21 protein-coding genes and 1 riboswitch are annotated in these 24,141 nt (G+C 69.5%); of the genes, 6 read left to right on the top strand and 15 right to left on the bottom strand.

Annotation, left to right across the window (positions count from 1 at the left end):
• Positions 1 to 3: 3 nt before the first annotated feature.
• From ACIBLA_RS29750 to ACIBLA_RS29700, 11 genes are all read right to left on the bottom strand, one after another.
• A complete protein-coding gene (locus tag ACIBLA_RS29750; protein WP_363243349.1) occupies positions 4 to 957 on the bottom strand; it encodes an ABC transporter permease in 954 nt (317 codons plus the stop codon).
• Positions 958 to 988: 31 nt separating this feature from the next.
• Complete coding sequence (locus tag ACIBLA_RS29745; protein ID WP_363243266.1) at positions 989 to 1,993, bottom strand: ABC transporter permease; 1,005 nt, start codon at positions 1,991 to 1,993, stop codon at positions 989 to 991.
• 96 nt (positions 1,994 to 2,089) lie between these two features.
• Positions 2,090 to 3,760 (bottom strand): ABC transporter substrate-binding protein, encoded by a 1,671-nt coding sequence (locus ACIBLA_RS29740; RefSeq protein ID WP_363243267.1) that lies wholly within the window; start codon positions 3,758 to 3,760, stop codon positions 2,090 to 2,092.
• A 285-nt stretch (positions 3,761 to 4,045) separates the two neighbouring features.
• Positions 4,046 to 5,254 (bottom strand): ABC transporter ATP-binding protein, encoded by a 1,209-nt coding sequence (locus ACIBLA_RS29735; RefSeq protein ID WP_399200399.1) that lies wholly within the window; start codon positions 5,252 to 5,254, stop codon positions 4,046 to 4,048.
• A gap of 11 nt (positions 5,255 to 5,265) precedes the next feature.
• Positions 5,266 to 6,396: an ABC transporter ATP-binding protein gene (locus ACIBLA_RS29730; protein WP_399200398.1), complete on the bottom strand. Its 1,131-nt coding sequence runs from the start codon at positions 6,394 to 6,396 to the stop codon at positions 5,266 to 5,268.
• Positions 6,393 to 7,406: an ABC transporter permease gene (locus ACIBLA_RS29725; RefSeq protein WP_363243269.1), complete on the bottom strand. Its 1,014-nt coding sequence runs from the start codon at positions 7,404 to 7,406 to the stop codon at positions 6,393 to 6,395. The genes ACIBLA_RS29730 and ACIBLA_RS29725 overlap by 4 nt, the downstream gene beginning before the upstream one ends.
• A gap of 108 nt (positions 7,407 to 7,514) precedes the next feature.
• Positions 7,515 to 9,272: an ABC transporter substrate-binding protein gene (locus tag ACIBLA_RS29720; RefSeq protein WP_363243270.1), complete on the bottom strand. Its 1,758-nt coding sequence runs from the start codon at positions 9,270 to 9,272 to the stop codon at positions 7,515 to 7,517.
• A gap of 93 nt (positions 9,273 to 9,365) precedes the next feature.
• Positions 9,366 to 10,364 carry an ABC transporter permease gene (locus ACIBLA_RS29715; RefSeq protein WP_363243271.1) on the bottom strand — a complete coding sequence of 333 codons (999 nt, stop codon included), beginning with the start codon at positions 10,362 to 10,364 and terminating at the stop codon, positions 9,366 to 9,368.
• A gap of 404 nt (positions 10,365 to 10,768) precedes the next feature.
• Positions 10,769 to 11,563: an enhanced serine sensitivity protein SseB C-terminal domain-containing protein gene (locus ACIBLA_RS29710; protein ID WP_363243272.1), complete on the bottom strand. Its 795-nt coding sequence runs from the start codon at positions 11,561 to 11,563 to the stop codon at positions 10,769 to 10,771.
• A gap of 130 nt (positions 11,564 to 11,693) precedes the next feature.
• Complete coding sequence (locus ACIBLA_RS29705; RefSeq protein WP_363243273.1) at positions 11,694 to 12,443, bottom strand: enhanced serine sensitivity protein SseB; 750 nt, start codon at positions 12,441 to 12,443, stop codon at positions 11,694 to 11,696.
• A 114-nt stretch (positions 12,444 to 12,557) separates the two neighbouring features.
• Complete coding sequence (locus ACIBLA_RS29700; protein ID WP_399200397.1) at positions 12,558 to 13,232, bottom strand: AAA family ATPase; 675 nt, start codon at positions 13,230 to 13,232, stop codon at positions 12,558 to 12,560.
• A gap of 157 nt (positions 13,233 to 13,389) precedes the next feature.
• Positions 13,390 to 13,487, top strand: a riboswitch (glycine riboswitch).
• Positions 13,488 to 13,647: 160 nt separating this feature from the next.
• Here ACIBLA_RS29700 and gcvT point away from each other — a divergent pair.
• From gcvT to ACIBLA_RS29680, 4 genes are all read left to right on the top strand, one after another.
• Complete coding sequence (gene gcvT / locus ACIBLA_RS29695) at positions 13,648 to 14,811, top strand: glycine cleavage system aminomethyltransferase GcvT (RefSeq protein WP_363243275.1); 1,164 nt, start codon at positions 13,648 to 13,650, stop codon at positions 14,809 to 14,811.
• 88 nt (positions 14,812 to 14,899) lie between these two features.
• Positions 14,900 to 15,277, top strand: a complete 378-nt coding sequence (gene gcvH, locus ACIBLA_RS29690) for a glycine cleavage system protein GcvH (RefSeq protein ID WP_363243276.1) — start codon at positions 14,900 to 14,902, stop codon at positions 15,275 to 15,277.
• 16 nt (positions 15,278 to 15,293) lie between these two features.
• On the top strand, positions 15,294 to 16,562 hold the full coding sequence (gene glyA, locus ACIBLA_RS29685) for a serine hydroxymethyltransferase (RefSeq protein ID WP_399200396.1): 1,269 nt from the start codon (positions 15,294 to 15,296) through the stop codon (positions 16,560 to 16,562).
• A 154-nt stretch (positions 16,563 to 16,716) separates the two neighbouring features.
• Positions 16,717 to 18,114 (top strand): L-serine ammonia-lyase, encoded by a 1,398-nt coding sequence (locus ACIBLA_RS29680; protein WP_363243278.1) that lies wholly within the window; start codon positions 16,717 to 16,719, stop codon positions 18,112 to 18,114.
• A 22-nt stretch (positions 18,115 to 18,136) separates the two neighbouring features.
• On the opposite strand, the gene ACIBLA_RS29675 is transcribed toward ACIBLA_RS29680, so the two are convergent.
• From ACIBLA_RS29675 to ACIBLA_RS29660, 4 genes are all read right to left on the bottom strand, one after another.
• Positions 18,137 to 18,571, bottom strand: coding sequence for a 6-pyruvoyl trahydropterin synthase family protein (locus tag ACIBLA_RS29675; protein ID WP_399200405.1), 435 nt, complete (start codon positions 18,569 to 18,571; stop codon positions 18,137 to 18,139).
• A 22-nt stretch (positions 18,572 to 18,593) separates the two neighbouring features.
• Positions 18,594 to 21,269 carry an ATP-binding protein gene (locus ACIBLA_RS29670; protein ID WP_399200395.1) on the bottom strand — a complete coding sequence of 892 codons (2,676 nt, stop codon included), beginning with the start codon at positions 21,267 to 21,269 and terminating at the stop codon, positions 18,594 to 18,596.
• A gap of 376 nt (positions 21,270 to 21,645) precedes the next feature.
• On the bottom strand, positions 21,646 to 22,560 hold the full coding sequence (locus tag ACIBLA_RS29665; RefSeq protein ID WP_363243281.1) for a M56 family metallopeptidase: 915 nt from the start codon (positions 22,558 to 22,560) through the stop codon (positions 21,646 to 21,648).
• Positions 22,557 to 22,928: a BlaI/MecI/CopY family transcriptional regulator gene (locus tag ACIBLA_RS29660; RefSeq protein WP_399200394.1), complete on the bottom strand. Its 372-nt coding sequence runs from the start codon at positions 22,926 to 22,928 to the stop codon at positions 22,557 to 22,559. Before ACIBLA_RS29660 ends, ACIBLA_RS29665 begins: the two co-directional genes overlap by 4 nt.
• An 83-nt stretch (positions 22,929 to 23,011) precedes the next feature.
• On the opposite strand from ACIBLA_RS29660, the gene ACIBLA_RS29655 reads away from it, so the two are divergent.
• Both ACIBLA_RS29655 and ACIBLA_RS29650 read left to right on the top strand, forming a co-directional pair.
• On the top strand, positions 23,012 to 23,428 hold the full coding sequence (locus ACIBLA_RS29655; protein WP_363243283.1) for a hypothetical protein: 417 nt from the start codon (positions 23,012 to 23,014) through the stop codon (positions 23,426 to 23,428).
• Positions 23,429 to 23,499: 71 nt separating this feature from the next.
• Positions 23,500 to 24,102, top strand: coding sequence for a DUF305 domain-containing protein (locus ACIBLA_RS29650; RefSeq protein ID WP_363243284.1), 603 nt, complete (start codon positions 23,500 to 23,502; stop codon positions 24,100 to 24,102).
• The last annotated feature ends 39 nt before the right edge of the window (positions 24,103 to 24,141 follow it).

Genomic DNA, 24,141 nt, shown 5'->3' with positions numbered 1-24,141 from the left:
ACTTCAGCCTCGCAGCTTCGGGTCGAGAGCTTCCCGCATCGCCTCACCGAGCAGCGTGAAGCCAAGAGCGGTGACGATGATCCCGACCGCCGGATAGACCGACATCATCGGCGCGTTGTCGAAGAAGCGCTGTGCCTGCGACAGCATCACGCCCCACTCCGGGATCGCCGGGTCGGGATTGCCGAGGCCCAGGTAGGACAGGGCGGCGGCCTCGATGATCGCGGTGGCGAGGCTGAGCGTCGCCTGGACGATCACCGGGCTGAGCGAGTTGGGCATGATCTGGGTGAGGACGATACGGCGCTTGCGGATGCCCACCGCCTTGGCCGCCAGGACATAGTCCGAGCTGCCCTGCGCGAGCATCGAGCCACGCAACAGCCGTGCGAACACCGGCACTTGGACCACGCCCACCGCGATCATCACGGTGGTCAGCGACTGCCCCAGCACGGCGGCCACGGACACGGCCAGCAGCAGCGAGGGCAGCGCCAGCATGATGTCGGTGACGCGCATGATGACGGTGTCGACGCGCTTGCCCGGCTCCCCGCCGAGCGTCGCCGCCGCGCCCGACACGGCGCCGATGACCGCGCCGGCCACCAGGCCGATGAGCATCGACACGACGCCCACGAGCAGGGTCTGCCGGGCGCCGACGAGCATCCGGGAGAACTCGTCGCGCCCCAGGTGGTCGAGACCGAACCAGTTCTCGCCGCGCGGTCCGACGAAGCGCCCCTGGTTGGGGAAGACCTCGCCGCGCCACTCCTGCACGGTGGGGCTGTACGGGGCGAGCCACGGGCCGACGATCGCGACCAGCACGAACAGGCCGATGACGACGCCGCCGATGATGGCCGTCTTGCTGGTGCGCAGCCGCCGGAACGCCTCGCGCCACAGCCCGGCGCCCGAGGTGGTCTCGGTCCGCTCGGTGAGCTGTGCGAGCCGGTCGATCTTGTCGGCCTTCTTCGTCATCTTCGGGGTGAGATCGGGGATCGCGTTCACGTCAGTGCACCCGCACTCTCGGGTCGATGAGGCTGTACGCCACGTCGACCAGCAGATTGATCAGGACGTACACCAGCGCGATGAAGAGGATGAAGCCCACGAGCACGGGATAGTCGCGGGCGTCGATCGACGTACGGATGAAGGATCCGATCCCTCCGAAGCTGAAGACGGACTCGGTGAGGACGGCGCCGGACAGCAGGCTGCCGGTCAGCAGGCCGACCGCGGTGATCACCGGCAGCAGCGCGTTGCGCAGGACGTGCCGGGCGCGTACGACGCGCTTTTCCAGGCCCTTGGACTCCGCCGTACGTACGTAGTCCTCGCCCAGCACTTCGAGCACGCTGGCCCGCGTCATCCGCACGATGACGGCCAGCGGGATGGAGGCGAGCGCGACGGCGGGCAGCACCAGATGCATGATCGCGTCCCACGACGCGTCGAACTCACCGGTCAACAGGCCGTCCAGGACGGCGAATCCGGTGACCTTCGTCGCGTCGATGCCGGTCGAAAGCCGCCCGTAGCTCGGGAAGATCCCGAGGTTGACGGCGAAGAGGCCCTTGAGGAGCAGCGCCAGGAAGAAGACCGGGATACAGATGCCGAGCAGCGAGCCCGACACGGCGGTCACATCGAGCCAGCTGCCGCGGCGCCGGGCGGCGAAGTAGCCCAGCGGGACGCCGACCACGACCGCGATGAGTATCGCGGCGACGCTGAGTTCGACGGTCGCCGGGAAGCGCAGGGTGAATTCCTCCCACACCGGCTGGCCGGTCTGGGTGGAGGTGCCGAGGTCCAGTTCGAAGATCCGCTTGATGAACCGCCAGTACTGGACCCACACCGGCTCGTCGAGTCCCAACGCCCGGTTGATACGGGCCACTTCGGCCTCGGTCGCCCGCTCGCCGAGGATCGCCGACGCGGGTCCGCCGGGCAGCCGGTTCAGCCACAGGAAGAGGAGAACCGACAGACCGAGCAGGGTGGGTATCAGCTGTAGCAGTCGTCGTGCGACGAGTCGCAGCACCCCGCGTGCCCCTTTCTTCGGTGCGTAAGGACGTAGGAGGGGTCCGCCCGGCCGCGGTTCGTGCGCCGCCGGCCGGGCGGACCCTGGCAGATGCCGTTACTTGAAGGACGCCTCGGAGAAGTTCTCCTGCGTCAGCGGGGAGACCTTCGGCGGGTTGATGTCGTCGGCGAAGGCGATCGCCGGCGGCGACGAGGAGATCGGCACACCCGGCAGGTACGCCATGATCGTCTCGTTGGCCTTCTTGTAGAGGTCCGTCCGCTTCGCCGGGTCGGTCTCCGTCGACGCGGCCTTCATCGCGTCGAAGATGCCCTTGTCCTTGAAGCCCCACTGCTTGTCGTACTCGGCGAACCAGGTACCGATGAAGTTGTAGCCGTCGTTGAAGTCACCGGTCCAGCCCAGCATGTGCAGCTCGCAGCCGCCCGCCTCGGTGGCGTCCAGATAGTCCGGCGCCCACTTCATCGGCTTCGGCGTGACGGTGATGCCGGCCTTCTCCAGGTCGGCCTTCATCAGCTCGAACATGTCCTGCGGAGCGGGCATGTACGGGCGGGTGACCTCGGTCGGGTAGCAGAACTCGACCTTCAGCGCGCCCTCACCGGCGTCCCCGAGGAGCTGCTTGGCCTTGGCGGTGTCGAAGGGGTACTTCTGTACGGCGTCCGAGTAGCCGGCGACCGTGTCGGGCATGAACTGCGTTGCCACGACGCCGCCTTCGGGAAGCTGCGTCTTGACCAGGTTGTCCCGGTCGATGGCGTGCGCGATGGCCTGCCGGACCTCGGGCTTCTTCAGCGCCTTGTTCTTCCCCTGGCTCATACCGACGTAGAAGATGTTGAAGACGTCGCGCGTGGGGACCTGGAAGCCGTCGCTCTCCAGGGTCTTCACATCGGCGGGCGCGACCAGGTCGTAGCCGTCGATGTCACCGGCCTGGAGGGCCTGGCGGCGGCCGTCCTCGGTGTCGATGGTGCGGAAGACCAGATTCTTGATCTTCGCCTTGGCGCCCCAGTAGTCGTCGTAACGCTCCAGCGAGACTTCCTTGTTGCCCTTGTTCCACTCGCTGATCTTGTACGGCCCCGTGCCCGCGACCGTACCGGCCACCTGGCTGTACTTGGGGTACGTGATCGCGTCACCCTTGGCGGTGGCTTCCTGCTTCGCGTACTCCTTCAGGGCCTTCGGCGAGTGGATCGCCAGCGCCTGGAGGGAGAAGCCGCCCGGCAGGTTCGCGGAGGGCTCGTTGACCTCGATGACGGCGGTGCTGTCGTCCTTCGCGGTGCAGGACTTGTAGTTCGCCTTCGGCGTCTCGGGGTCCTCGTTCTTCGCGAAGCCGCCCATGACGGTCTGCCAGTAGTAGGAGACCGCGCTGGACTGGTACGTGCCCGTCCAGTTGAACCAGTAGTCGTAATTCGCGCAGACGGCGGCGGCGTTGAACTTCTCGCCGTCGTGGAAGGTCACGTCCTTGCGGAGGTTGAACGTCCAGACCGTGCCGGCCTCGTTGCTCGACCACTTCTCGGCCAGCGCGGGGGCCAGCTCGCTGCCGCCCGACTCGTGCTTCAGCAGCGCCTCGAAGGCCTGCCGGGTGACCCGGAAGGTCTCGCCGTCGCTGGCGAGCGCCGGGTCGAGCGAGCCGGGGTCACCGGGGCCGCCGAAGACGAAGGTGTCCTTCGCGCCGCCCGAGTCACCTTCCTCGTCGCGCTCACTGGAGCAGCCGGTGGCGATCAGCGCGACGGCCAAGGCCGTGACGATCGCTCCAGCGGCTCGGGACTTGAATATTCGCATGGTCCACCTCAGGGGTCCGACGAGTCGTGAGCTCGGTCTTGACGGCCGAACATTACAGTCAAGAAAGTGCCAAATGAACAGATCGCAATGCGGAGTTGCAGACCTGAGATCCGGACGGTCGACAAATGGACCAACTCCGGGGCATCACACCCCAACCAGTCAAGTCATCCCAGGTGAGACGCAGTTGGGCGGGGTGAAACCGGGTGAAACTCCCGTACGACGCGGAAGCCCCCCGTCCGCATGGTGGACCATGCGAGCGGGGGGCATGCCCATGTACGCGTACGGCTACTCCTTGGTGAGCCCCTTCGGGGCCTCGGAGGTCTCCGGCGCGCTCGCGTCCTTCGCGGTGCCACCGACCGCCGTGTCACCGACCGCCGTGTCACCCACGACCGCCTCACCCACCAGCGCGATCGCCTCCCGCGCCGACGCCAGCACCTTCGTGTCGTCCGGAATCTGGTCCGGCGCGTTCTCCGGGTGGTGGCAGGCCGCCTCGTGCCCCGGCTCCAGCCGGATCAGCGGCGGCTCCACCGTCCGGCACACCTCGGTCGCCTTCCAGCACCGGGTGTGGAACCGGCAGCCGCTGGGCGGCGACAGCGGCGACGGCACATCGCCCCTAAGCAGGATCCGCTCGCTCTTGGCCCCGCGCCGCCTCGGATCCGGCACCGGCACCGCGGACAGCAGCGCCTTCGTGTACGGGTGCATCGGCCGCTCGTACAGCGACTTGCGGTCCGACAGCTCGACGATCTTGCCGAGGTACATGACGGCGATCCGGTCCGACACATGGCGGATGACCGAGAGGTCGTGCGCGATGATCACGTACGTGAGCCCCAGCTCGTCCTGGAGGTCGTCCAGCAGGTTCACCACCTGCGCCTGGATCGACACGTCCAGCGCGGAGACCGGCTCGTCGGCGACGACCAGCTTCGGGCTCAGCGCCAGCGCCCGCGCGATACCGATGCGCTGGCGCTGACCGCCGGAGAACTCGTGCGGATAGCGGTTGTAATGCTCGGGGCTCAGGCCCACCAGGCCCAGCAGCCGCTGGACCTCCTTCTTGACCCCGCCCTCGGGCTCCACGTTCTGGAGCTTGAACGGCGCGCCGACGATCGTGCCGATCGTGTGGCGCGGGTTCAGCGACGAGTACGGGTCCTGGAAGATCATCTGCACGTCGCGGCGGAGCGGCCGGATCTTGCCCGCCGACATGTGCGTGATGTCGTGGCCCTGGAACTCGATCCGCCCGCCGGTCGGTTCGTCCAGCCGCGTGATCAGCCGCCCCATGGTCGACTTGCCGCAGCCGGACTCGCCGACGACGCCGAGCGTTTCGCCGGGGTGGACGTCGAACGACAGCCCGTCGACCGCCTTGACGGCGCCGACCTGGCGCTGCAACAGCCCCTTCTTGACGGGGAAGTGCTTGACCAGCCCCTCCACCCTCAGCAGGGGCTCACCCGCCCTGTCCTCTACCGTCGTGTCCGCCACAGCGGGATCCTTTGCGTTGCTCATCGCTTCGGCGCTCACAGCTTCGGCGCAATCTCTTCGGTCCAGATCTTGGTCCGCTCCTCCTGCGACATATGGCAGGCGGAGTGGTGCCCGGCGCCGACCTGCCTCAGCTCGGGGCGCTCCGTGCGCGTGATGCCGTCCTTGGGCACATCCGCGTAGGGACACCGCGGGTTGAAGGCGCAGCCCTGCGGCACGTTGATGAGCGACGGCGGCTGGCCCTTGACGGGCACGAGCCGTTCCGTCTGCTCGCGGTCGATGCGGGGCATCGACCCCAGCAGGCCCCAGGTGTAGGGGTGCTGCGGCTCGTAGAAGACCTTCTCGGCCGGTCCGCGCTCGACGCACCGGCCGCCGTACATGACCAGCAGGTCGTCGGCCATCTCGGCGACCACCCCGAGGTCATGGGTGATCATGATGACGGCGGAGCCGAACTCCTTCTGCAGATCCCTGATGAGATCGAGGATCTGTGCCTGGACGGTCACGTCCAGGGCGGTCGTCGGCTCGTCGGCGATGAGCAGTTCGGGGTTGTTGACCAGGGCCATCGCGATCATCGCGCGCTGGCGCATACCGCCGGAGAACTCGTGCGGATAGCTGTCGACACGCTTCTGCGGTTCGGGGATGCCGACCCGGTCCAGCATCTCGATCGCCCGCGCGCGGGCGGTCTTCTTGCTGACCTTGTGGTGGACGCGGTACGCCTCCACGATCTGCGCGCCGATGCGGTAGTACGGGTGCATCGCGGACAGCGGGTCCTGGAAGATCATGGCCATCTTCCGGCCGCGCAGCCGCCGTACGTGGTCGGGGTCGGCCCCCACCAACTCCTCGCCGTCCAGCCAGACCTCGCCCGATATCGCGGCGTTGGCGGAGCGGTGCAGGCCCATGACGCCGAGCGAGGTGACCGACTTGCCGGAGCCGGACTCACCCACGATGCCGAGGGTCTGGCCGGCCCGGACGTCGAAGCTGACGCCGTCGACCGACTTCACCAGACCGTCGTCGGTGCTGAAGTGGATACGCAGGTCGCGTACGGAGAGGAAGGGCTCCCCCGAGCCGGACCCGCCGGGCCCCCCGGCCCTGGCGACCACCGGCTCCCCCGGAGCGGACGCGGGATGGGGCACCTGTACGGCTGACTGCTCCTTGGAAACCTCGCTCACGAGTACCTCACCCTGGGGTCGATGGCGGCGTACACCAGGTCCACCAGCAGATTGCAGAAGACGATGAAGAAGGCGGCGAACAGGGTCACACCCATCACGATCGGCAGGTCGGCGTCCTTCACCGACTGGATCGCGTACGAGCCCATGCCCTGGAGGGAGAAGACCTGTTCGGTGATGACGGCGCCGCCGAGCAGCAGGCCGAAGTCCATACCGAAGATCGTGACGATGGGCGTCAGCGCGGACCGCAGTCCGTGCTTGGCGACGACCGTGCTCTCCCGCAGGCCCTTGGCCCGTGCCGTACGGATGTAGTCCTCCCCCATCACTTCCAGCATGCCGGCGCGGGTGAGCCGGGCGTACAGGGCGGAGTAGAGGAAGGCGAGGCTGCACCAGGGGATGATCAGGTTCCACGCCCAGTCCGCCGGATTCTCCGCGAACGGGACGTAGTTGACACCGTCGCCCCACAGGGGCCACTGGACGGTGAACAGGGCGAGACCGAGCATGCCGGTGAAGAAGATCGGCAGCGAGACGCCGGCGAGGGCCAGCGTCATGGCGAAGCGGTCGAAGATCGAGCCCCGCTTGAGCGCCGAGAGGACACCGATGGCGACACCGGAGAGCAGCCAGATCACCGCGGCACCGATGGCCAGGGAGAACGTGATCGGCACCCGGTCCATCAGCTCGGGCCACACCTCGACGTGCGTCTTGAAGGAGTAGCCGAAGCAGGGCGCGTTGCACATGGACGGGTCGGGGCCGAAGTTGTACTCGGCGCCGACGAAGATGCCCTTGATGAAGTCGAAGTACTGGGTGTAGAGGGGCTGGTCGAGCCCCAGGTTCGCCTTGACGGCGGCGATCGAGTCGGGGTTGGCGTCCTTACCGACGTACTGGACGGCCAGCTGGTCGATCGTCTGCCCACCGAGCCGTGGGACAAGGAAGAAGATCGCGAAGGTGACTGCGCTGACCACCAGCAACAGCATTACCGCGGCGATCACGCGTCGGATGATGTACGCAGTCACAGCCGATCGGCGCCGGGTCCGCCGGCCGGGGGTGACCCGGCCGACGGACCCGATGCCTTCACCTGCCTTTCAGGCATTTCGGGGGGTTGGGAAGGCTCTACCGCGGAATCAGGTGGTGGAGCCGATCAGCAGGTAGTCGTACATACCGAGGTACGCCTGGGTCACGGTGACGTTGGTCGCCGAGTCCGGGCGGTACAGCAGGTTCTTGCGGTAGATCAGCGGCACGGCCGAGGCGTTCTCCAGGACGAGCTTGTCGACCTCGCCCCACGCCTTGGTGCGGGCGGCCTCGTCGGTCTGCGCGATGCCGTCCGAGAGCGCCTTGTTGATCTTCGGGTCGTCCAGCTCCATCAGGTTGTTGCCGCCCGAGGGCTTGATGGCGGAGCCGTTGACGATCTGGTCGAGGAAGCCGAAGCCGGTCGGCCAGTCGGCGCCCCACGCCATCATCATCATGCCGAGGTCGTGCTCCTTGACGTAGCTCGGAACACCGGCGAAGTTACCGAAGTACTTGCCCGACGGGTACTGCTTGATCTCGGCCTGGATGCCGACCTTCTTCAGCGAGGCCTGGATGGCGGTCGCCATCTGCACCTCGTCGGGGCGGTCGGAGCGGGCCGTCAGGTTGGTCTTGAAGCCGTTCGGCTGACCGCAGTCCGCGAGCGCGGCCTTGGCCTTGGTGACGTCGCCCTTGTTGCCCTCGGTCTGGTACAGGTCGAACTTCTGGTACCCGTTGACCGTCGGCGGGAGCAGAGTGCTCGCCACGTCGCCCTTGGTGTCGCCACCGAGCGCGGCCTGGACGGACGCCTTGTCGATCGCGTAGTGGACGGCCTTGCGGCAGTCCGCGTTGTCGAAGGGCTTCACCTTCGTCGACAGCGCGAGGTACGAGGTGGCGCCGGCGTACGAGTTGTCCGTCTTCGCCTTCTCGCTCTGCTTGGTGAGGACCTTGGGCTGGGTCTTCGTCTGAAGGCCGGTGCCCGCGGCGTCCACCGTGATGTTGTCGCTCATCAGGTGCTGGTCGACCGTGGTGGGGTTGACCTTGAACTTGATGGTGATCTTGTCGGCGAGCGCCGGGCGGATCGGGTCGGTGGCCTTGTCCCAGTGCGGGTTGCGCACGAGGGTCGCGCTGCGGCCCTCGTTGTACGACTCGAACTTGTACGGGCCCGACGACGAGATCGCCTTGACGTACTCGGCGCCCTTGTCCTTCGCCTGCGGCACGGGGGCCGTCTGCGAGAAGGTCGCCAGGTAGTCGAAGTCGGCGAACGGCTTGTTGAGCTTGAAGACGATGGTCTGGTCGTCCGGGGTCTCGATGGACTTCAGGCCCTCGGCGGACTTGTCCTTGTACGGACCCTTGTACGCCTCGCCGCCCACCAGGTACGCCTTGAAGTAGGTGGGGCCGTGCGACAGGGCCTCGGGCGCGAAGTTGCTGCGCTCGATGGCGTACTTGACGTCCTTGGACGTGACCGGGCTGCCGTCGTCGAACTTGACGCCCTTGCGGAGCTTGTACGTCCACGTCTTGGCGTCCGCGCTCGGCTCACCCAGCGACTCGGCGAGGTCGGGGACGACCTCCAGGCCTTCCTTGCCGGCGGCCGGCTTGAAGGTGGTGAGCGTACGGCCGTACAGCCGGGAGAAGTTCTGCACCCAGCCGTAGTAGGTGTTGCCCGGGTCGAGGGAGTCCGGCACGTCCGAGTGCTCGAAGGTGACGGTGCCCCCCTTCTTGTCGGACTTGTTGACGACCGAGGTCAGTCCGGCGTCGACGCCGGCGCCGCCGCCCTTGCTGTTGTTGTCCTTGCTGTCCGAGCCGCCGCAAGCCGACGCGCTGAGCGCCAGCACGATGGCTGTCGCCAGGACAGCTGTCGCTTTCTTGGTCTTCATCCTGAGGAAAGCCCCTCTATCAATGGATACGGCACGGAGCTGAAGGTCGGCCGCTGTGGATGGTGCTGGGTGATGCGGTTATTACCGGGGGGGTCACTTGCTGCGGGGGTCGAGTGCGTCACGCAGACCGTCACCCAGCAGGTTGAACGCCAGCACGGTGATGAAGATCGCCATGCCTGGCACGAACATGTAGTGCAGATCGACCTCGTACAGGTCCACCGCGGTGGTGAGCATGCCGCCCCACGAGGCCTGCGGCGGGGCGATGCCCACGCCGAGGAAGCTCAGACCGGCCTCGAAGAGGATGTTGGTGGGGATCAGCAGCGTCGAGTAGACGAGGATCGGCGCCACCAGGTTCGGCAGCAGTTCCCTGAAGAGGATGAAGGGCCCTCGGGCCCCCAGACTTCGGGACGCGTCGACGAACTCGCGCCGGCGCAGGCTCATGGTCTGCGCGCGCACGATCCGGCCCATGTAGGGCCAGTTGAAGAAGCCGATCACGAAGATCAGCACACCGATCCGCAGGGGCAGTCCGCTGAGTCCGAAGGCGCCGTCCTGGAGGGCGGCCGAGATCGAGATCGCGAAGAGCAGCAGCGGGAAGGCGAGGAAGGTGTCCATCAGCCGGCTGACGACGGCGTCGACCCAGCCTCCGTAGTAGCCGGCGACGACGCCGAGGAGGGTGCCGATGGCCACGGAGAGCAGGGTGGCTCCGGCGGCGACGAGGAGCGAGACCCAGGAGCCCTCGATGATGCGGGCGAGGAGGTCACGGCCGAGGCCGGGCTCCACACCGAGCGGATGGTCCCAGCTCGTCCCGCCCCAGGCGCCCTTGGGGGCGAGGAGCTGCGGGTCCACCAGGTCCTGGTTCAGCGCGTTGGGGTCGAGACCGAAGACGGCCTGGATGGGCTTGGCCAGGATCGCGAGGAGGACCAGGAGGATGACAACGATGCCGCCGGCCACGGCGGCCTTGTCGCGCTTGAAGCGCGTCCAGGCTATTCGGCCGAGCGAACGACCCTCGATCTGGCTCTGCTTGGCGCCCGTGAGCACTGCCTCCGGCTGCACTTCGGCAGCCGACTTGGTGGTCTCGATCGGTGCGGTCACAACGTCTTCGACCCCTCCTGGCCGGCGGTCCCCGGCCCCGTACCCGCCGTTGTAACGGCCTGTCTCGCATCAGTTGGCGCACGCTGGGTGCTTCGGTGCCGGTGTCGCGGAAGCGTCCCGTCAAGGGCTTCCCGTGGAGCGATGCTGGGCTGCTCGCACAAAGGACCGACGGTCCCCGCTGCCGGGAGTCTTCATGGCCGTAGTGATCACCCGCCAGTGGTCAAGGGGAATGTTTGCCCAAACGTGATGGAGTCAGACACCTACCGTTATCCGGACGTTGTGATCGCCTGAGCGGAACGGCGAGGCGTTTTCGCCACGTTTCGATACGGCTCGCGGCGTCCGGAGGACGTACGGTACGTCGTCCCGTACGGCTCGGGGTACTGGTCGGTACGCCACCGCGCGGGTCAGTAGGCGCGCGGGGCGGCCGGCGGGTAGCCGTAACCGGGGGCGGCCGGGGGTGCCCCGTGGGCCTCCCGGTCGTAGAACGGCCGGGAGTTGGCCCGCAGCCACATCGTGACGGGGTCGTACTCGTCGGACATCGCGACGGTGGAGACCGGCAGCCCCTCGGGCACCGCGCCGATGGACTGCTGCATCATCGCGCGCACCGCGTCGACGGACGCCGGGCTCGTGTCGTACAGATCCAGACCGATCGTCAGATACGGTGCGCCCAGGGCGGGATGGACCCAGGCACGGCGCAACGACCGTACGGCGGGGGTGCGATGGGCGTTCTGGGTGAGCAGCGCGTAGAACTGCGGGATCTCCACGGCCGGTTCGGACAGCCGCAGCGGTCCCGCCGGCATCCGGTCGAGACCGGTGGCGATCCGGCGCAGGTCGGGCCACGGGATGCCGACGCCGCCGCCGGGCGCGTGCGGGTTCAGCCAGATCCCCCAGCGTTCGGGGTAGAGGGCGCGGGCGATGTCACGGCCGCCCACGACCTCGTGCGCGCGGTTCCAGCCGCTGACGGACAGCTCCTGGGCGGAGGTGACGCAGGGCGCGTAGCCGAGGCCGTCGACCTCCATGTTCCCGTACTGCGCGTCGGGCGAGCCCGCGCGGCCGTGCCAGAGCAGCATCCACACCTGGCCGGAGGAGCCGTCGGCGAGTGCCTGGAGCAGCGCCTCGTAGGCGTCGTAGCGTCCTGGCGTCACCTGGCGCAGCATGTGCTCGACCTGCCCCGTCGCCGCGGTGCCTGACGCGCTCACTCTTGGTCCCGCCCCTCTTCGTCCACCATCCGGACCGGCCTCCCCGCTTCGGGCGCGTGACCGGCCGGCCCATCAAACCAGCTTAGACCGGCGGCTCATGGCCGGTTCCGGCGCCGGCCGCCACGGCGTGTTACCCGGGCGGTGCGACCGTCCGCTGGTAGAAGGGCCGCACCCGCTCCAGCATCCAGGTGCCGACCGGATCCTGGGTGGCGTCCAGCAGTACGAGATTGACCGGCCAGCCGACCTGGACACGGCCGAGGGCCCGGCCGAGGGCGTCCATGGGCGCGTTGCGCTCGGCGGCCTCCCAGGAGGAGAGCTGGACGCCGACGAAGAGCACCGGGGGCTCGCCCTCGATGCTGGCGAGACCGCGGCGGGCGGTGAGGACGACGCCGGACGCCTCGAACTCCTCGGCCGCCGCCGTCAGGAAGTCGACCGGATCCTCCTGCCAGTCGGGCTCGAAGAGGCGCACCCTGCCCCCGCTCGCGGGTCCGTCCAGCGGCGTACGGCCCACCCGGCACAGCTCCGCGACGGCGAGCGGCGGCAGCGGCGCGCCGACCATGCCGCCGGGGTTCACGGCGATGCCGAGCCGCGGGGGCAGACCGCGGGCGAACTCACGGGCCGGGGCGACGGTGAAGGGCATATGGGCGCCGACGCACTGGAGGAACTGCTGCTCGGAGCTGAAGACGGGGACGTACGGCGCGCCCTCGATCTCCAGGGTGGGCAGATCGAGCGCGGGGCTGTCGGGTCCGCCGCCGTTGGGCAGCGGCACCCACAGCCGGCTGCGCCCCAGGACCTCGACCAGCCGCCCGCCCGCGGCCGCGTTCCCGAGCGAGGCCGCGAGCACCTCTTCCAACTCGTTGCCCGGCCATGCTGTGTTCACTGACTCTCCCGATGTCGCCGCGCGCGCTGCCCGCCGCCGCCCCTGGTACCGCGCAGAACCCTAACGCCGACCGCGGGGTCGCCGCCCCTGTGCCCGGTCGAGGAGGACCGCCCGTCACGCCGCCGGGAAATCGATCCGGTGCAGCGCGCCCGCCGAGTCGCGGTCCAGCAGGACCGCCGAAGCGCAGCCCGCCGGGAGACGGCCCCCCTCCGCGTCCGCGACCAGGCGGGCCACCGCGCGGCGGTGGCGGGCGAAGGCGTAACCGGAGACCCCGCGTCCACGCTCGCGCTGGCCCGCGCGGGCCGTCTTCGGGGTCACGTCGAGCAGGACCAGATGGAGCCGTCTGCCGCGTCTGCGCGCCTCGCGTGCCAGCCAGCGCCGGACCCACGCCTGGGTGCCGCAGTCGTGCACGACGACGCTCTCGCCGGAGCGCAGCGCCCGCCGCAGCCCCGCGTAGTGCGCGAGGCGCACCAGCGGCCGGTAGACGGCGTACGGCAGCCGGCCGGGCACCCTGCGCGCCCAGCGGTCACGGGTGTCCTGCGAGTCGATCCCCCGTCCGGCGGCGGCCCGGCCGATCAGCGTGGACTTCCCGCTGCCCGGCAGGCCGGAGACGACGACCACGTCGCCGTCGCCGAACGTCAGGCTCCGGGGCCCCGCGCGCCCCCGCTCCCGCAGATCCCGGACGACCGGCGGCACCGCCGCCAGGGCCCGGCGCGGGACCGCCTGCGGCTGGGCGGGCACCCCCGTGGTCGTCGCGTACGCGCCTGCGCGGGACCGCTGCAACGTCATCGCCCTCCCCCTGTCGGGTCCATCGCCATGGCCGAAGACCCTTGCCCATGAAGTGTAAAGAACTGGTAATACGGCACCAAGCCTTTTGCTGATCACTGCCCTGTCGGCCGAGGCCGACGCATGCGATGATGTGCGCGCCAACTCCATACCGGCCGTTCGAATCCGCGCGGGAGAGTCCTGGTCACCATGGGTGCCGGGCGCCGAAGGAGCAAGTTCCTCCCTTGAATCTCTCAGGCCCAGTACCGCGCGGACGAGGCAGATCTGAAAAGCGAGTCGCCGCCAGGCGGTTCCACCCAAGGTGCAAGTCACGACCTCCGTGCGCATACGTGTGTACGTACGGTCGTGATGAACCTCTCAGGTTCCGATGACAGATGGGGAGGATTGTCCTCTCTGTCATGCCCTGGGAGCCACACCTATGAGCAATACGTCTCACACCCCCGCCCCCGAAGCGGCCGGTCCTGACGCCCCGCGCCTCACCGCGCTCGACGCCGTGCACCGCTCGCTGGGCGCCACGATGACCGACTTCGCCGGCTGGGACATGCCGCTGCGCTACGCCAGCGAGCGCGAGGAACACCTCGCCGTCCGTACGAAGGCGGGGCTCTTCGACCTCTCCCACATGGGCGAGATCACCGTCACCGGTACGCAGGCGGCCGAGGCGCTGGACTACGCGCTGGTGGGCAACATCGGCACCCTCGCCGTGGGCCGGGCCCGCTACACCATGATCTGCCAGGAGGACGGCGGAATCCTGGACGACCTGATCGTGTACCGCCTCGACACCCACGGCGCCCCCGAGTTCATGGTCGTCGCGAACGCCTCCAACGCGCAGGTGGTGCTGGACGAGCTGACCGGCCGCGCCGCGGACTTCGACGCCGAGGTGCGGGACGACCGCGACGCGTACGCGCTGCTCGCCGTCCAGGGCCCCCAGTCGCCCGGCATCCTGGCCTCGCTCACCGACGCCGACCTGGCCGGGCTCAAGTACTACGCCGGGCTGCCCGGCACCGTCGCCGGTGTGCCCGCGCTGATCGCCCGTACCGGCTACACGGGTGAGGACGGCTTCGAGCTGTTCGTGGCGCCCGGGCACGCGGAAGGGCTGTGGCAGGCCCTGATGGCGGCGGGCGCGCCCGCCGGACTCGTACCGGCCGGGCTCTCGTGCCGCGACACCCTCCGTATGGAGGCGGGGATGCCGCTGTACGGGCAGGAGCTGACCACTGGTCTCACCCCCTTCGACGCGGGCCTGGGCAGGGTCGTCAAGTTCGAGAAGGAGGGCTACTTCGTGGGCCGTGAGGCGCTGGAGGCCGCCGCCGAGCGCGCCGAGACCGCGCCGCCGCGCAAGCTGGTCGGGCTCGTCGCCGAGGGCCGCCGGGTGCCGCGTGCCGGATACCCGGTGGTGGCCGGCGACGCCGTGGTGGGCCATGTCACCTCGGGCGCCCCGTCGCCCACGCTGGGCAGGCCGATCGCCATGGCCTACGTGGACGCCCCGCACGCCGCGGCGGGCACGGCGGGCGTCGGGGTCGACATCCGGGGCTCGGTCGAGCCGTACGAGGTCGTCGCGCTGCCCTTCTACAAGCGCCGGAAGTAGCCCCCGTACCGCGAGGTACCGCACCCGCGTCTCACTCCGCAAGACACATGTTCCGCACCACTCCCCCGCGTACAGGAGAATTCACGCCATGGACAACCCCCAGCAGCTGCGCTACAGCAAGGAGCACGAGTGGCTGTCGAGCGCCGACGACGGCGTCTCGACGGTCGGCATCACGGAGTTCGCGGCGAACGCCCTCGGCGACGTCGTGTACGCCCAGCTCCCGGCGGTCGGTGACTCGGTGACCGCGGGCGAGACCTGCGGCGAGCTGGAGTCGACCAAGTCGGTCAGCGACCTGTACTCCCCCGTGACGGGTGAGGTCACCGAGGCGAACCAGGACGTCGTGGACGACCCCTCGCTGGTGAACTCCGCACCCTTCGAGGGCGGCTGGCTGTTCAAGGTACGCGTCGCGGAGGAGCCGAAGGACCTGCTCTCCGCCGACGAGTACACCGAATTCTCCGGCAACTGAGACCCCAGGGACTGTGATGACTTCGAAGTCGCTCCTCAACTCCTCTCTCCATGAGCTCGACCCCGACGTCGCCGCCGCCGTCGACGCCGAACTCCACCGCCAGCAGTCGACGCTCGAAATGATCGCGTCGGAGAACTTCGCCCCCGTCGCCGTCATGGAGGCGCAGGGCTCCGTCCTGACCAACAAGTACGCCGAGGGCTATCCGGGCCGCCGCTACTACGGCGGCTGCGAGCACGTCGATGTCATCGAGACCATCGCGATCGACCGGGTGAAGGCCCTCTTCGGCGCCGAGCACGCCAACGTCCAGCCGCACTCCGGCGCGCAGGCCAACGCCGCGGCGATGTTCGCGCTGCTGAAGCCCGGCGACACGATCATGGGTCTGAATCTGGCCCACGGCGGCCATCTGACGCACGGCATGAAGATCAACTTCTCCGGCAAGCTCTACAACGTGGTCGCCTACCACGTCGACGAGGAGACCGGCCAGGTCGACATGGCCGAGGTCGAGCGCCTGGCCAAGGAGTCCCGCCCGAAGCTCATTGTGGCCGGCTGGTCCGCGTATCCGCGTCAGCTCGACTTCGCCGCGTTCCGCCGGATCGCGGACGAGGTCGACGCGTACCTGATGGTCGACATGGCGCACTTCGCCGGTCTGGTCGCCGCGGGTCTGCACCCCAACCCGGTGCCGCACGCGCATGTCGTCACCACGACCACGCACAAGACGCTGGGCGGCCCGCGCGGTGGCGTGATCCTCTCCACGCAGGAGCTGGCGAAGAAGATCAACTCCGCGGTCTTCCCCGGTCAGCAGGGCGGTCCGCTGGAGCATGTGATCGCGGCGAAGGCGGTGTCCTTCAAGGTCGCGGCGAGCGAGGAGTTCAAGGCGCGCCAGCAGCTCACGCTGGACGGCGCCCGCATCCTCGCCGAGCGCCTGGTCCAGGACGACGTCACCGAGGCCGGCGTCTCGGTCCTGTCCGGCGGTACGGACGTGCATCTGGTCCTGGTCGACCTGCGGAACTCGGAGCTGGACGGCCAGCAGGCCGAGGACCAGCTGCACGAGATCGGCATCACGGTCAACCGCAACGCCGTCCCGAACGACCCGCGCCCGCCGATGGTCACCTCCGGCCTGCGGATCGGCACCCCGGCGCTCGCCACCCGCGGCTTCACGGCCGAGGACTTCACCGAGGTCGCCGATGTCATCGCGGCGGCGCTGAAGCCGGAGTTCGACCGCGACGCCCTGGCGGCGCGTGTGACGGCGCTGGCGGCGAAGCACCCGCTGTACCCCGGCCTGTAGGCGCACCCGCGGCGAAGGCCCGTACTCACGGCGGCACCGCGCGCACCCGACCGGCGTGCGCGGTGCCCCGTACCGTTCCACCCTGTATATGCGGTTTCTGCACCACCCCGGCAGACGACGGCGTCGGGTGCCCCTCCCTGCAAGGAGTCCCACCGTGGCCATCTCGGTCTTCGACCTGTTCTCGATCGGCATCGGCCCGTCCAGTTCCCACACGGTCGGCCCCATGCGCGCGGCGGGCCTCTTCGCCCGGCGGCTGAAGAACGAGGGCCTGATGGCCCACACCGCGTCCGTACGCGCCGAACTGTTCGGCTCGCTCGGCGCCACCGGGCACGGCCACGGGACGCCCAAGGCGGTGCTGCTGGGCCTGGCGGGCGAATCCCCCCGTACGGTCGACATCGAGTCCGCCGACGCGCGGGTGGAGGCCATCCGCACGGATGGCCGGATCAGTCTGCTCGGGATGCACGAGATCCCCTTCGACGCCGACGCGGACCTGATCCTGCACCGGCGCAAGGCCCTGCCGTACCACGCGAACGGCATGACGGTCTTCGCGTACGACTCCACGGGCGCGACCCTGCTCGAGAAGACGTACTACTCGGTGGGCGGCGGCTTCGTCGTGGACACCGACGCCCTTGGCGAGGACGGGGCGGGCGAGGACCGCATCAAACTGGACGACACGGTGCTGACGTACCGTTTCCGCAGCGGTGACGAACTGCTGCGGCTGGCACGCGACACCGGGCTCTCGATCTCCGCGCTGATGCTGGAGAACGAGAAGGCGTGGCGCACCGAGACCGAGATCCGCCAGGGCCTGCTGGAGATCTGGGCGGCCATGCGGACGTGCGTGTCACGCGGCATGACGCGCGAGGGCATCCTGCCCGGCGGCCTCAAGGTCCGCCGCCGCGCGGCGAATTCGGCCCGGCAACTGCGCGCCGAGGGCGACCCGGCGGCCCACGCGATGGAGTGGATCACCCTCTACGCGATGGCGGTCAACGAGGAGAACGCGGCGGGCGGGCGCGTCGTCACCGCCCCCACCAACGGCGCGGCGGGCATCATCCCGGCGGTGCTGCACTACTACCTGAACTTCGCCGCGGCCGGCCACACGGACGCCGAGAAGGACGACGACATCGTCCGCTTCCTGCTCGCCGCCGGCGCGATCGGCATGCTCTTCAAGGAGAACGCGTCCATCTCGGGCGCCGAGGTCGGCTGCCAGGGCGAGGTCGGCTCGGCCTGCTCGATGGCGGCCGGCGCCCTCGCCGAGGTCCTGGGCGGCAGCCCCGAACAGGTCGAGAACGCGGCCGAGATCGGCATGGAGCACAACCTCGGACTGACCTGCGACCCGGTCGGCGGCCTCGTACAGATCCCGTGTATCGAGCGCAACGGCATGGCGGCGGTCAAGGCGGTGACGGCCGCGAAGATGGCGCTGCGCGGCGACGGCAGCCACAAGGTGTCCCTGGACAAGGTCATCAAGACGATGAAGGACACCGGGGCCGACATGTCGGTCAAGTACAAGGAGACCGCGCGGGGCGGGCTCGCGGTGAACATCATCGAGTGCTGAGGGACAGCGTTTCAGCGGTGCGTCAGTCGCTCGCGGCCCCGGCCCGGTCGGGGCGGCGCGGCTCCACTCGGTAGACGGCCCACGTCCGGGGAGTCTCCGACACCCACACGGCGGTCAGCTCCGGATACTCGTCGGTCCACCGGCTGGAGATCCACAGGGCGATGTTCTCGGCCGACGTGGAGATCGGCATGACGTCGTTGAGGTGCCGGTGGTCGAGGGTGTCGTCCAGCCAGGTCTTGAAACGGTCGAGATCCGCGTAGTCCCGGACGAAGCCTGCCTCGGTCAGCTCGTCGGGGTGCGCCGACAGTTCCATGACGACGATGTAGTTGTGCCCGTGCATACGGGCGCACTGGTGCCACGAGGGCAGTTTGTCCAGCACGTGACTGGCCGAGAAGTGGAACTGCTTGCTGATACTGACCAGACCGGCCACCCCCAGCTTCAGCTGTCCGGCCGGCATTCCGTCGTGGTCGCGCATGCCCTCACTCACCGCTCAGTTCGCCCAGCACGACGAGCCGGTTGAGCGGCTCCCGCAGGAATTCCCGGCGCGTCTCGTCGTCGAGACTGCCGGCCTTCCGCATCACGTGTTCACGTGCCTGCTCCAACAACGTCATCGCCTCCGGATCGGCACCGACCGCGGCGAGGGCCCGAGCGGCGTGGTACAGGACTTCCTCGCTGCGCAGCGCCGGCATGTCGCCCGTCCGCCGCAGCAGTTCGACGGCCTGCCGGGCGAAGTCCGCGGCGCCCGCCGTATCACCCTGCGCCTGCCGGACCCGGCCGCACAGGGAGAGCGCGGCGATCTCGCTGCGGACCATGCCGGTCCGCCGGGTTTCCACGACGGTGTCGGTCGCCAGACGGTGCGCCGTCGCGAGTGCTTCGGGGCTGCCGTGTGCGGTGGTCAGCATCACCGTCGCGTACAGGTTACGGACGATGGGCACCAGGTTGATCAGCCAGGTGCGCTCGGTCTCCAGCCACGCGTCCTCGATCAGAGCCAGGCTCTCGGCCCGCCGGCCGGGGTCCGCCGCCCGCAGGAGCGCGAGCAGCGCGGTGTTGTACGCGTGCCAGCCGCTGTCACCTCCGCGGGAGGACTCCACCTCCCGTGCCTCTTCCAGCACCCTCTCCGCGGCCGGGTACGCGCCGAGGCCGAGGTGGATCTGCGCCAGATAGTTGAGCGCGATGGGGAGTTCGGCGTGCAGCGGTTCGTCGCGCAGCCGATCGGTGCACCGGCGCAGACGGCCGAGCGCCTCGCCGAGGCGGCCGAGGTCGAAGAGGGTGATGCCGAGCTGCATCTCGTTGAGGTTCCGCGCGTGCTGAAGGACGGGGTCGCCGCTGCCGCCGAGCCGGGGCTCGGAGGCGTACAGCCGCTCGGCCTCCACCAACTGCTCCAGCCCGTCGGTGAGCCGGCGCTTGGACGCCTGCCGGCCGTACTCGACCTTCGCCACGAACAGGGCGACCGGATCATTCTGCTGTTCGGCGATGCCGACCGCCTCCTGGAGCTTGTCCAGGGCCGGCACCAGCCCCTCGGTGGCCAGCAGGGTCTTCCCGCGCAGCAGCGTCGTACGGGCGATGAGTTCGGGAGCCTGGCAGCGTTCGGCCGCCTGCTCGGCCTCGGCGGCCAGGGCGTCGATACCGGGCTGTCCCCGCGACTCCTGCTGTCCGCGCCACCGGACCTCGGTCAGCGACAGCAGCAGCTCGATGGCCTCGACCAGCAGCCGGTCCCGTCCCGGCTCGCCGCGTGACAGGGAACGGGCCGCCTGGATCGCCGTCTCGCAGTGCCGTTCGGCCTCCGCGAAGGACAGCCCGTCGATGGCGGCCGACCGGGCCAGCGCGTAGTGCGCCCGCGCGGACGCGGCCAGACACTCATAGCCGCCCTGGTCAAGATGGTGAGCGATCTCCAGGCGCCGCTCCAGCGGGGAGTCGTACGCCCTCTCGGCCGACAGGGCCGCGGCGATGCGGGCGTGGCGCGAACGCCGCTGCTGTGGGCTCTGCTGGGAGTACAGCACCTTCCACAGGGCCTGGTGCTCGAACTGGTAGCAGTCCGACGCCTCGGTCTGCGCCCAGGCGGGCGGATCGGCGCGGGTGATGAACTGGCGTGCCCGTGCGATCCGGTGCAGACGGTCCATCACCTCCGTGTGGGGGGTGCCGACCGCCTCGGCCACCGTTCCCGACAGGAAGACGGCGCCCTGGGTGGCCGCCGTGATGAGCAGGTCCCTGTCGCCGTCGTCCAGGCGCCGCATCCGGTCCTCGACGACCCGCGAGAGGCTTTCGGGCAGCACCACCTGGTCGCCGTTTCCGGGCCGCCACTCGTCGAGGCAGAGCTGGACGAAGATGGGATGTCCGGCCGTCAGCAGATTCAGCCGTGCCGAGAGCGCCGGCGGGGCCAGCGGATGCCGTAACCGGACCAGTTCGGCGACCGCGTCCTGCGGGAGGCCGTCCAACGAGTGGGAGCGGAGGAGCGATTCGCTCTCCCAGCGCCTCAACAACTGCTCGACGCTCGCAGCCCCGTCGTCCATCGCCTCACCGGTCGCGTGGCTCAGCACCAGTCCGATGGGCTCACCGGGAAGGGCCCGCAGCAGGCGGTCCAGGACGAGGAGGCTGCTGGGGTCGATGTTCTGGACGTCGTCGATCACCAGGATCACGGGCGGTCCCGACCGTGCCTGTTCCAGCAGGGAATCCACGATCTGCGCCGCCGCGCCCTGCTGGAACGGAAGAAGCGAATCGAAGGGCATGGAACCGGAGTTGAGAGCGGCCTCGGTGACTTCCCGCCCTATCGTCAGCACCGCGCCCAGCCCCGGTACGAGCGAGGACAGCAGTTCCGGTGCGGAGGTACTGACGCCTCTGCCCGCGCCGCCGAGCAGGCGGCGTACCCGGCCGGGCTGCTCCGCCTGCGCGCCGAGCTTCAGCAGGATGTCGACCACCGGCCCGTACATCAGCCCCTGCCCGATCTCCGGGTGACAGCGCGCCGTGACCACACGGCAGTTCACCCCGCCGGGCTCCGCCTCCCCCAGCCGCCGTACGAACTCGCCCAGCAGGGACGACTTGCCCATCCCCGAGACCCCGTCGACCAGCAGGGCGCTTCCCCGCCCCGTGCCCAACGCCAGGACCATGGAGCGCAACTCCTCCATCGGCTCCACACGGTCGACGAAAACGGTCTGCACGACAGGCCCCCGTAAGTCCATCTGCTGGTCGGTCGGCGCCCGTCCATCACTGTCCGCGCGCGAACGGCCACAGTAGAGTAATCCGGCCCTCGGGCGCGATAACCGAGGGGCTCGGTCACTCACGCTCGGCTACTCGACGCTCCCGTCGGTGCTTCCGCCGTTGTTCCGGGTTCTGTTCCTGCCGGAGCGCTTGACGAGTTCGCCCGCAGCGAGGCTCGCTGTCGCCACGCCGCGTACCCACCGGGGTCCACCGCGCGACGACCACACCACGGCGCCGCACCCGGCCACCGTGAGAGCCGGAATCACCGCGAGCAGTACCATCGTCGGCTTCTCCCTTTCTCGGTCGCGCCAGGATACGGGGGCACCAACCGGCCGTTCAGGCGCCCGGTCCGCAGGCGATCAGCAGGGGCAGCAGCGGGGCGGCCGACGAGGTCAGGACGATGCCGGCGCGGGTCGCGCGGCCGGGTTTCGGGTGCGGGTCGAGGACACGGCGGATGCGGATGAGCGCGCCGGAGCCGCCCGCTCCCATCGCGACGTACGGCGTCCGGCCGGCCGCGACCTCGTACATCGCGGCGGCGAGCACCTCGCGGGGGTGGCCGCGCAGGGCCCGGTCGTCGGCGGCCATCTCCAGCAGCAGCGCCGTCTGTTCCCGCACCAGGCGGGCGAGCGGGAGTCCGGGAAACGCGCGGGCGAAGGCTTCCGTCACGGCGAGCAGCAGGTGGTGGCGACCGGCGATGTGGGCGTGCTCATGGGCCAGTACGGCGCGCAGTTGCTCGTCGTCGAGGACGCGCATCGCGGCACTGGTGACGACGACGCGCGGGGCGCGGCCCGGCAGGCAGTAGACGGCCGGCACCTCGTGCTCCACGACCGTGGCACCGTATTCGGGCGCGGGGCTGCCGACCAGGGTGAGCAGGTCACGTTGGCGGCGGCGGGCGCGGCGCATCCGCCAGCTGATCCGTACCAGGGCGAACGCCGGGAGCAGCACGAGAGCCGCCGGGAGCAGCACGGCCGCGAGGTCGGTGGGGGTCGGGGGCGCGTTCCGCGCCGGGCCGCCGGTCATCAGGCCGCACGCGGTGAGCAGGCCGACGAGACCGTCGTGCATGTGCGGCCCGGAGAGAAGCAGATGGTAGAAGGCGAGCGCGCCGGAGACCACGAACGTCACGGCCAGCCCGAGCCAGGCGGTGATCGCGGCCGTCGGGACGCGGTGGAGCCGGGTCGCCCGCGCCAGGAGGTACGGGGCCAGGGTGCCCGTCACGAGGGCGTGGCCGGCCAGTACGGCGGCCGTGGTCACGGCGTGCCTCCGTGCCGCTTCGCCACCCGCAGGGCCTCGCGGAGCGCGTCTGCCTCGCCCGGTGAGATCCGCTCCACGAAGCTGAGGAGGGCGCCCGCCGGATCCGGATTGCCGCCGAGCGCTTCCTGCATGAGGGCTGCGGTGTACTGCTGGCGCGTGCAGGTGGGCTCGTACAGCCAGGCCCGCCCCTCCTTCTCCCGTCGGAGCATCCCCTTGCGGTAGAGGATGTCGGCCACGGTCTTGACGGTGCTGTAGGCGATGGGCCGCCGCGTGTTGATGTCCGTGAGCACGTCGCGTGCGGACGCGGGACGTCCCCAGGACCACAGGCGGTTCATGATCTCCGCCTCCAGCTCACCGAGTTGACGCACACCCCGCTCCCTCCGTCGCCGGTGACCGCCCATCCTATGTCTCCTGCCTCCCGCGCTATCGTTAAACTACTTAGCAGTTACGCATGGGCAGGAAGGGTGGCGCGGTGAACGCGAGTGGGTTCGGGCGGGCGGGGAGCGCCGTGGGGCGCCTCCTGCTGATCGTCGTGCTCACGCTCGGGGTGTTCGCCATGCACACGGTCGGGCATCCCGACGAGGCGTACGGCTCGGGAGCGGGCGCGACGGCCCACGCCGCCCCCGAACTCCCGCATACGCCGCCGACGGACGAGCCGGTCATGGGGATGGACGGCACCGGCATGGACATGGCCTCGCTGTGCGTGGCGGTGCTCAGTACGTGGGCATCGGCCGGGCTCCTGCTGGCTGCGTTCGCCCGGCGGCTCCCCTGGTTCACCGGTCCGCTCGCGGGCGCCGCCCTCGCGCCGAGGCCCAACCCCCCGCCCCGTACACCGGAGTTGACGTTTCTGTCGGTCCTGCGGATATAGGCCGAGCCGCCCTCAGAGGCACGAAGCCGCGTACGCACACATCCGCAGGACCGAGCACGAGGTGTACCGACATGAGTTCCATCAAGCGCGCCGACCGGCGCGCCCGTTCCCTGACCCGTCGTCTCGCCGTGGTGGGCGCGATCAGCGCCTCGGCGCTCCTGCTCGCCGCGTGCGGCGACGGGGACGACAGCCAAGGTGAGGCGTTCAACGACGCGGACGTCGCCTTCGCCCAGGGGATGATCCCGCACCACCAGCAGGCCGTGGAGATGTCCGCACTGGCCGACGGCCGTGCCTCCGGCGCCGAGATCAAGACGCTGGCCGGGGAGATCAAGAAGGCCCAGGACCCGGAGATCACGACCATGCGCTCCTGGCTCAAGGACTGGGGCAAGCCGGAGTCCGCCGACGAGAGCATGCCCGGCATGGACCACGGCTCGGGCGGCGCCGCCGGGATGATGTCCGACCAGGACATGACGGATCTGACCGCCGCCAAGGGCGTCGCCTTCGACAAGAAGTTCGCGGAGTTGATGATCGAGCATCACAACGGGGCGATCGAGATGGCCCGCGAGGAGCGGAAGAACGGCGAGAGCGCCGAGGCGAAAAAGCTCGCCGCCGATGTGATCAAGGCCCAGACGGCGGAGGTCGAGCAGTTGAACATGATCCTCGACCGACTCTGATCCGTAGGGCCGTACGGGATCCGTAGGCCCGTACGGATC

The sequence above is a fragment of the Streptomyces sp. NPDC050433 genome (assembly GCF_044458565.1).
Lineage (GTDB): Bacteria > Actinomycetota > Actinomycetes > Streptomycetales > Streptomycetaceae > Streptomyces.
This window is presented reverse-complemented; position numbering and strand designations above follow the sequence as displayed.

What these genes read in the sequence shown, in the direction of transcription:
- ACIBLA_RS29750 (WP_363243349.1), bottom strand. Translation starts at nt 957, where the DNA reads ATGACGAAGAAGGCCGACAAGATCGACCGGCTCGCACAGCTCACCGAG.
- ACIBLA_RS29740 (WP_363243267.1), bottom strand. Translation starts at nt 3,760, where the DNA reads ATGCGAATATTCAAGTCCCGAGCCGCTGGAGCGATCGTCACGGCCTTG.
- ACIBLA_RS29735 (WP_399200399.1), bottom strand. Translation starts at nt 5,254, where the DNA reads ATGAGCAACGCAAAGGATCCCGCTGTGGCGGACACGACGGTAGAGGAC.
- ACIBLA_RS29720 (WP_363243270.1), bottom strand. Translation starts at nt 9,272, where the DNA reads ATGAAGACCAAGAAAGCGACAGCTGTCCTGGCGACAGCCATCGTGCTG.
- ACIBLA_RS29700 (WP_399200397.1), bottom strand. Translation starts at nt 13,232, where the DNA reads ATGACGTTGCAGCGGTCCCGCGCAGGCGCGTACGCGACGACCACGGGG.
- gcvT (WP_363243275.1), top strand. Translation starts at nt 13,648, where the DNA reads ATGAGCAATACGTCTCACACCCCCGCCCCCGAAGCGGCCGGTCCTGAC.
- gcvH (WP_363243276.1), top strand. Translation starts at nt 14,900, where the DNA reads ATGGACAACCCCCAGCAGCTGCGCTACAGCAAGGAGCACGAGTGGCTG.
- glyA (WP_399200396.1), top strand. Translation starts at nt 15,294, where the DNA reads ATGACTTCGAAGTCGCTCCTCAACTCCTCTCTCCATGAGCTCGACCCC.
- ACIBLA_RS29675 (WP_399200405.1), bottom strand. Translation starts at nt 18,571, where the DNA reads ATGCCGGCCGGACAGCTGAAGCTGGGGGTGGCCGGTCTGGTCAGTATC.
- ACIBLA_RS29655 (WP_363243283.1), top strand. Translation starts at nt 23,012, where the DNA reads ATGGGCAGGAAGGGTGGCGCGGTGAACGCGAGTGGGTTCGGGCGGGCG.
- ACIBLA_RS29650 (WP_363243284.1), top strand. Translation starts at nt 23,500, where the DNA reads ATGAGTTCCATCAAGCGCGCCGACCGGCGCGCCCGTTCCCTGACCCGT.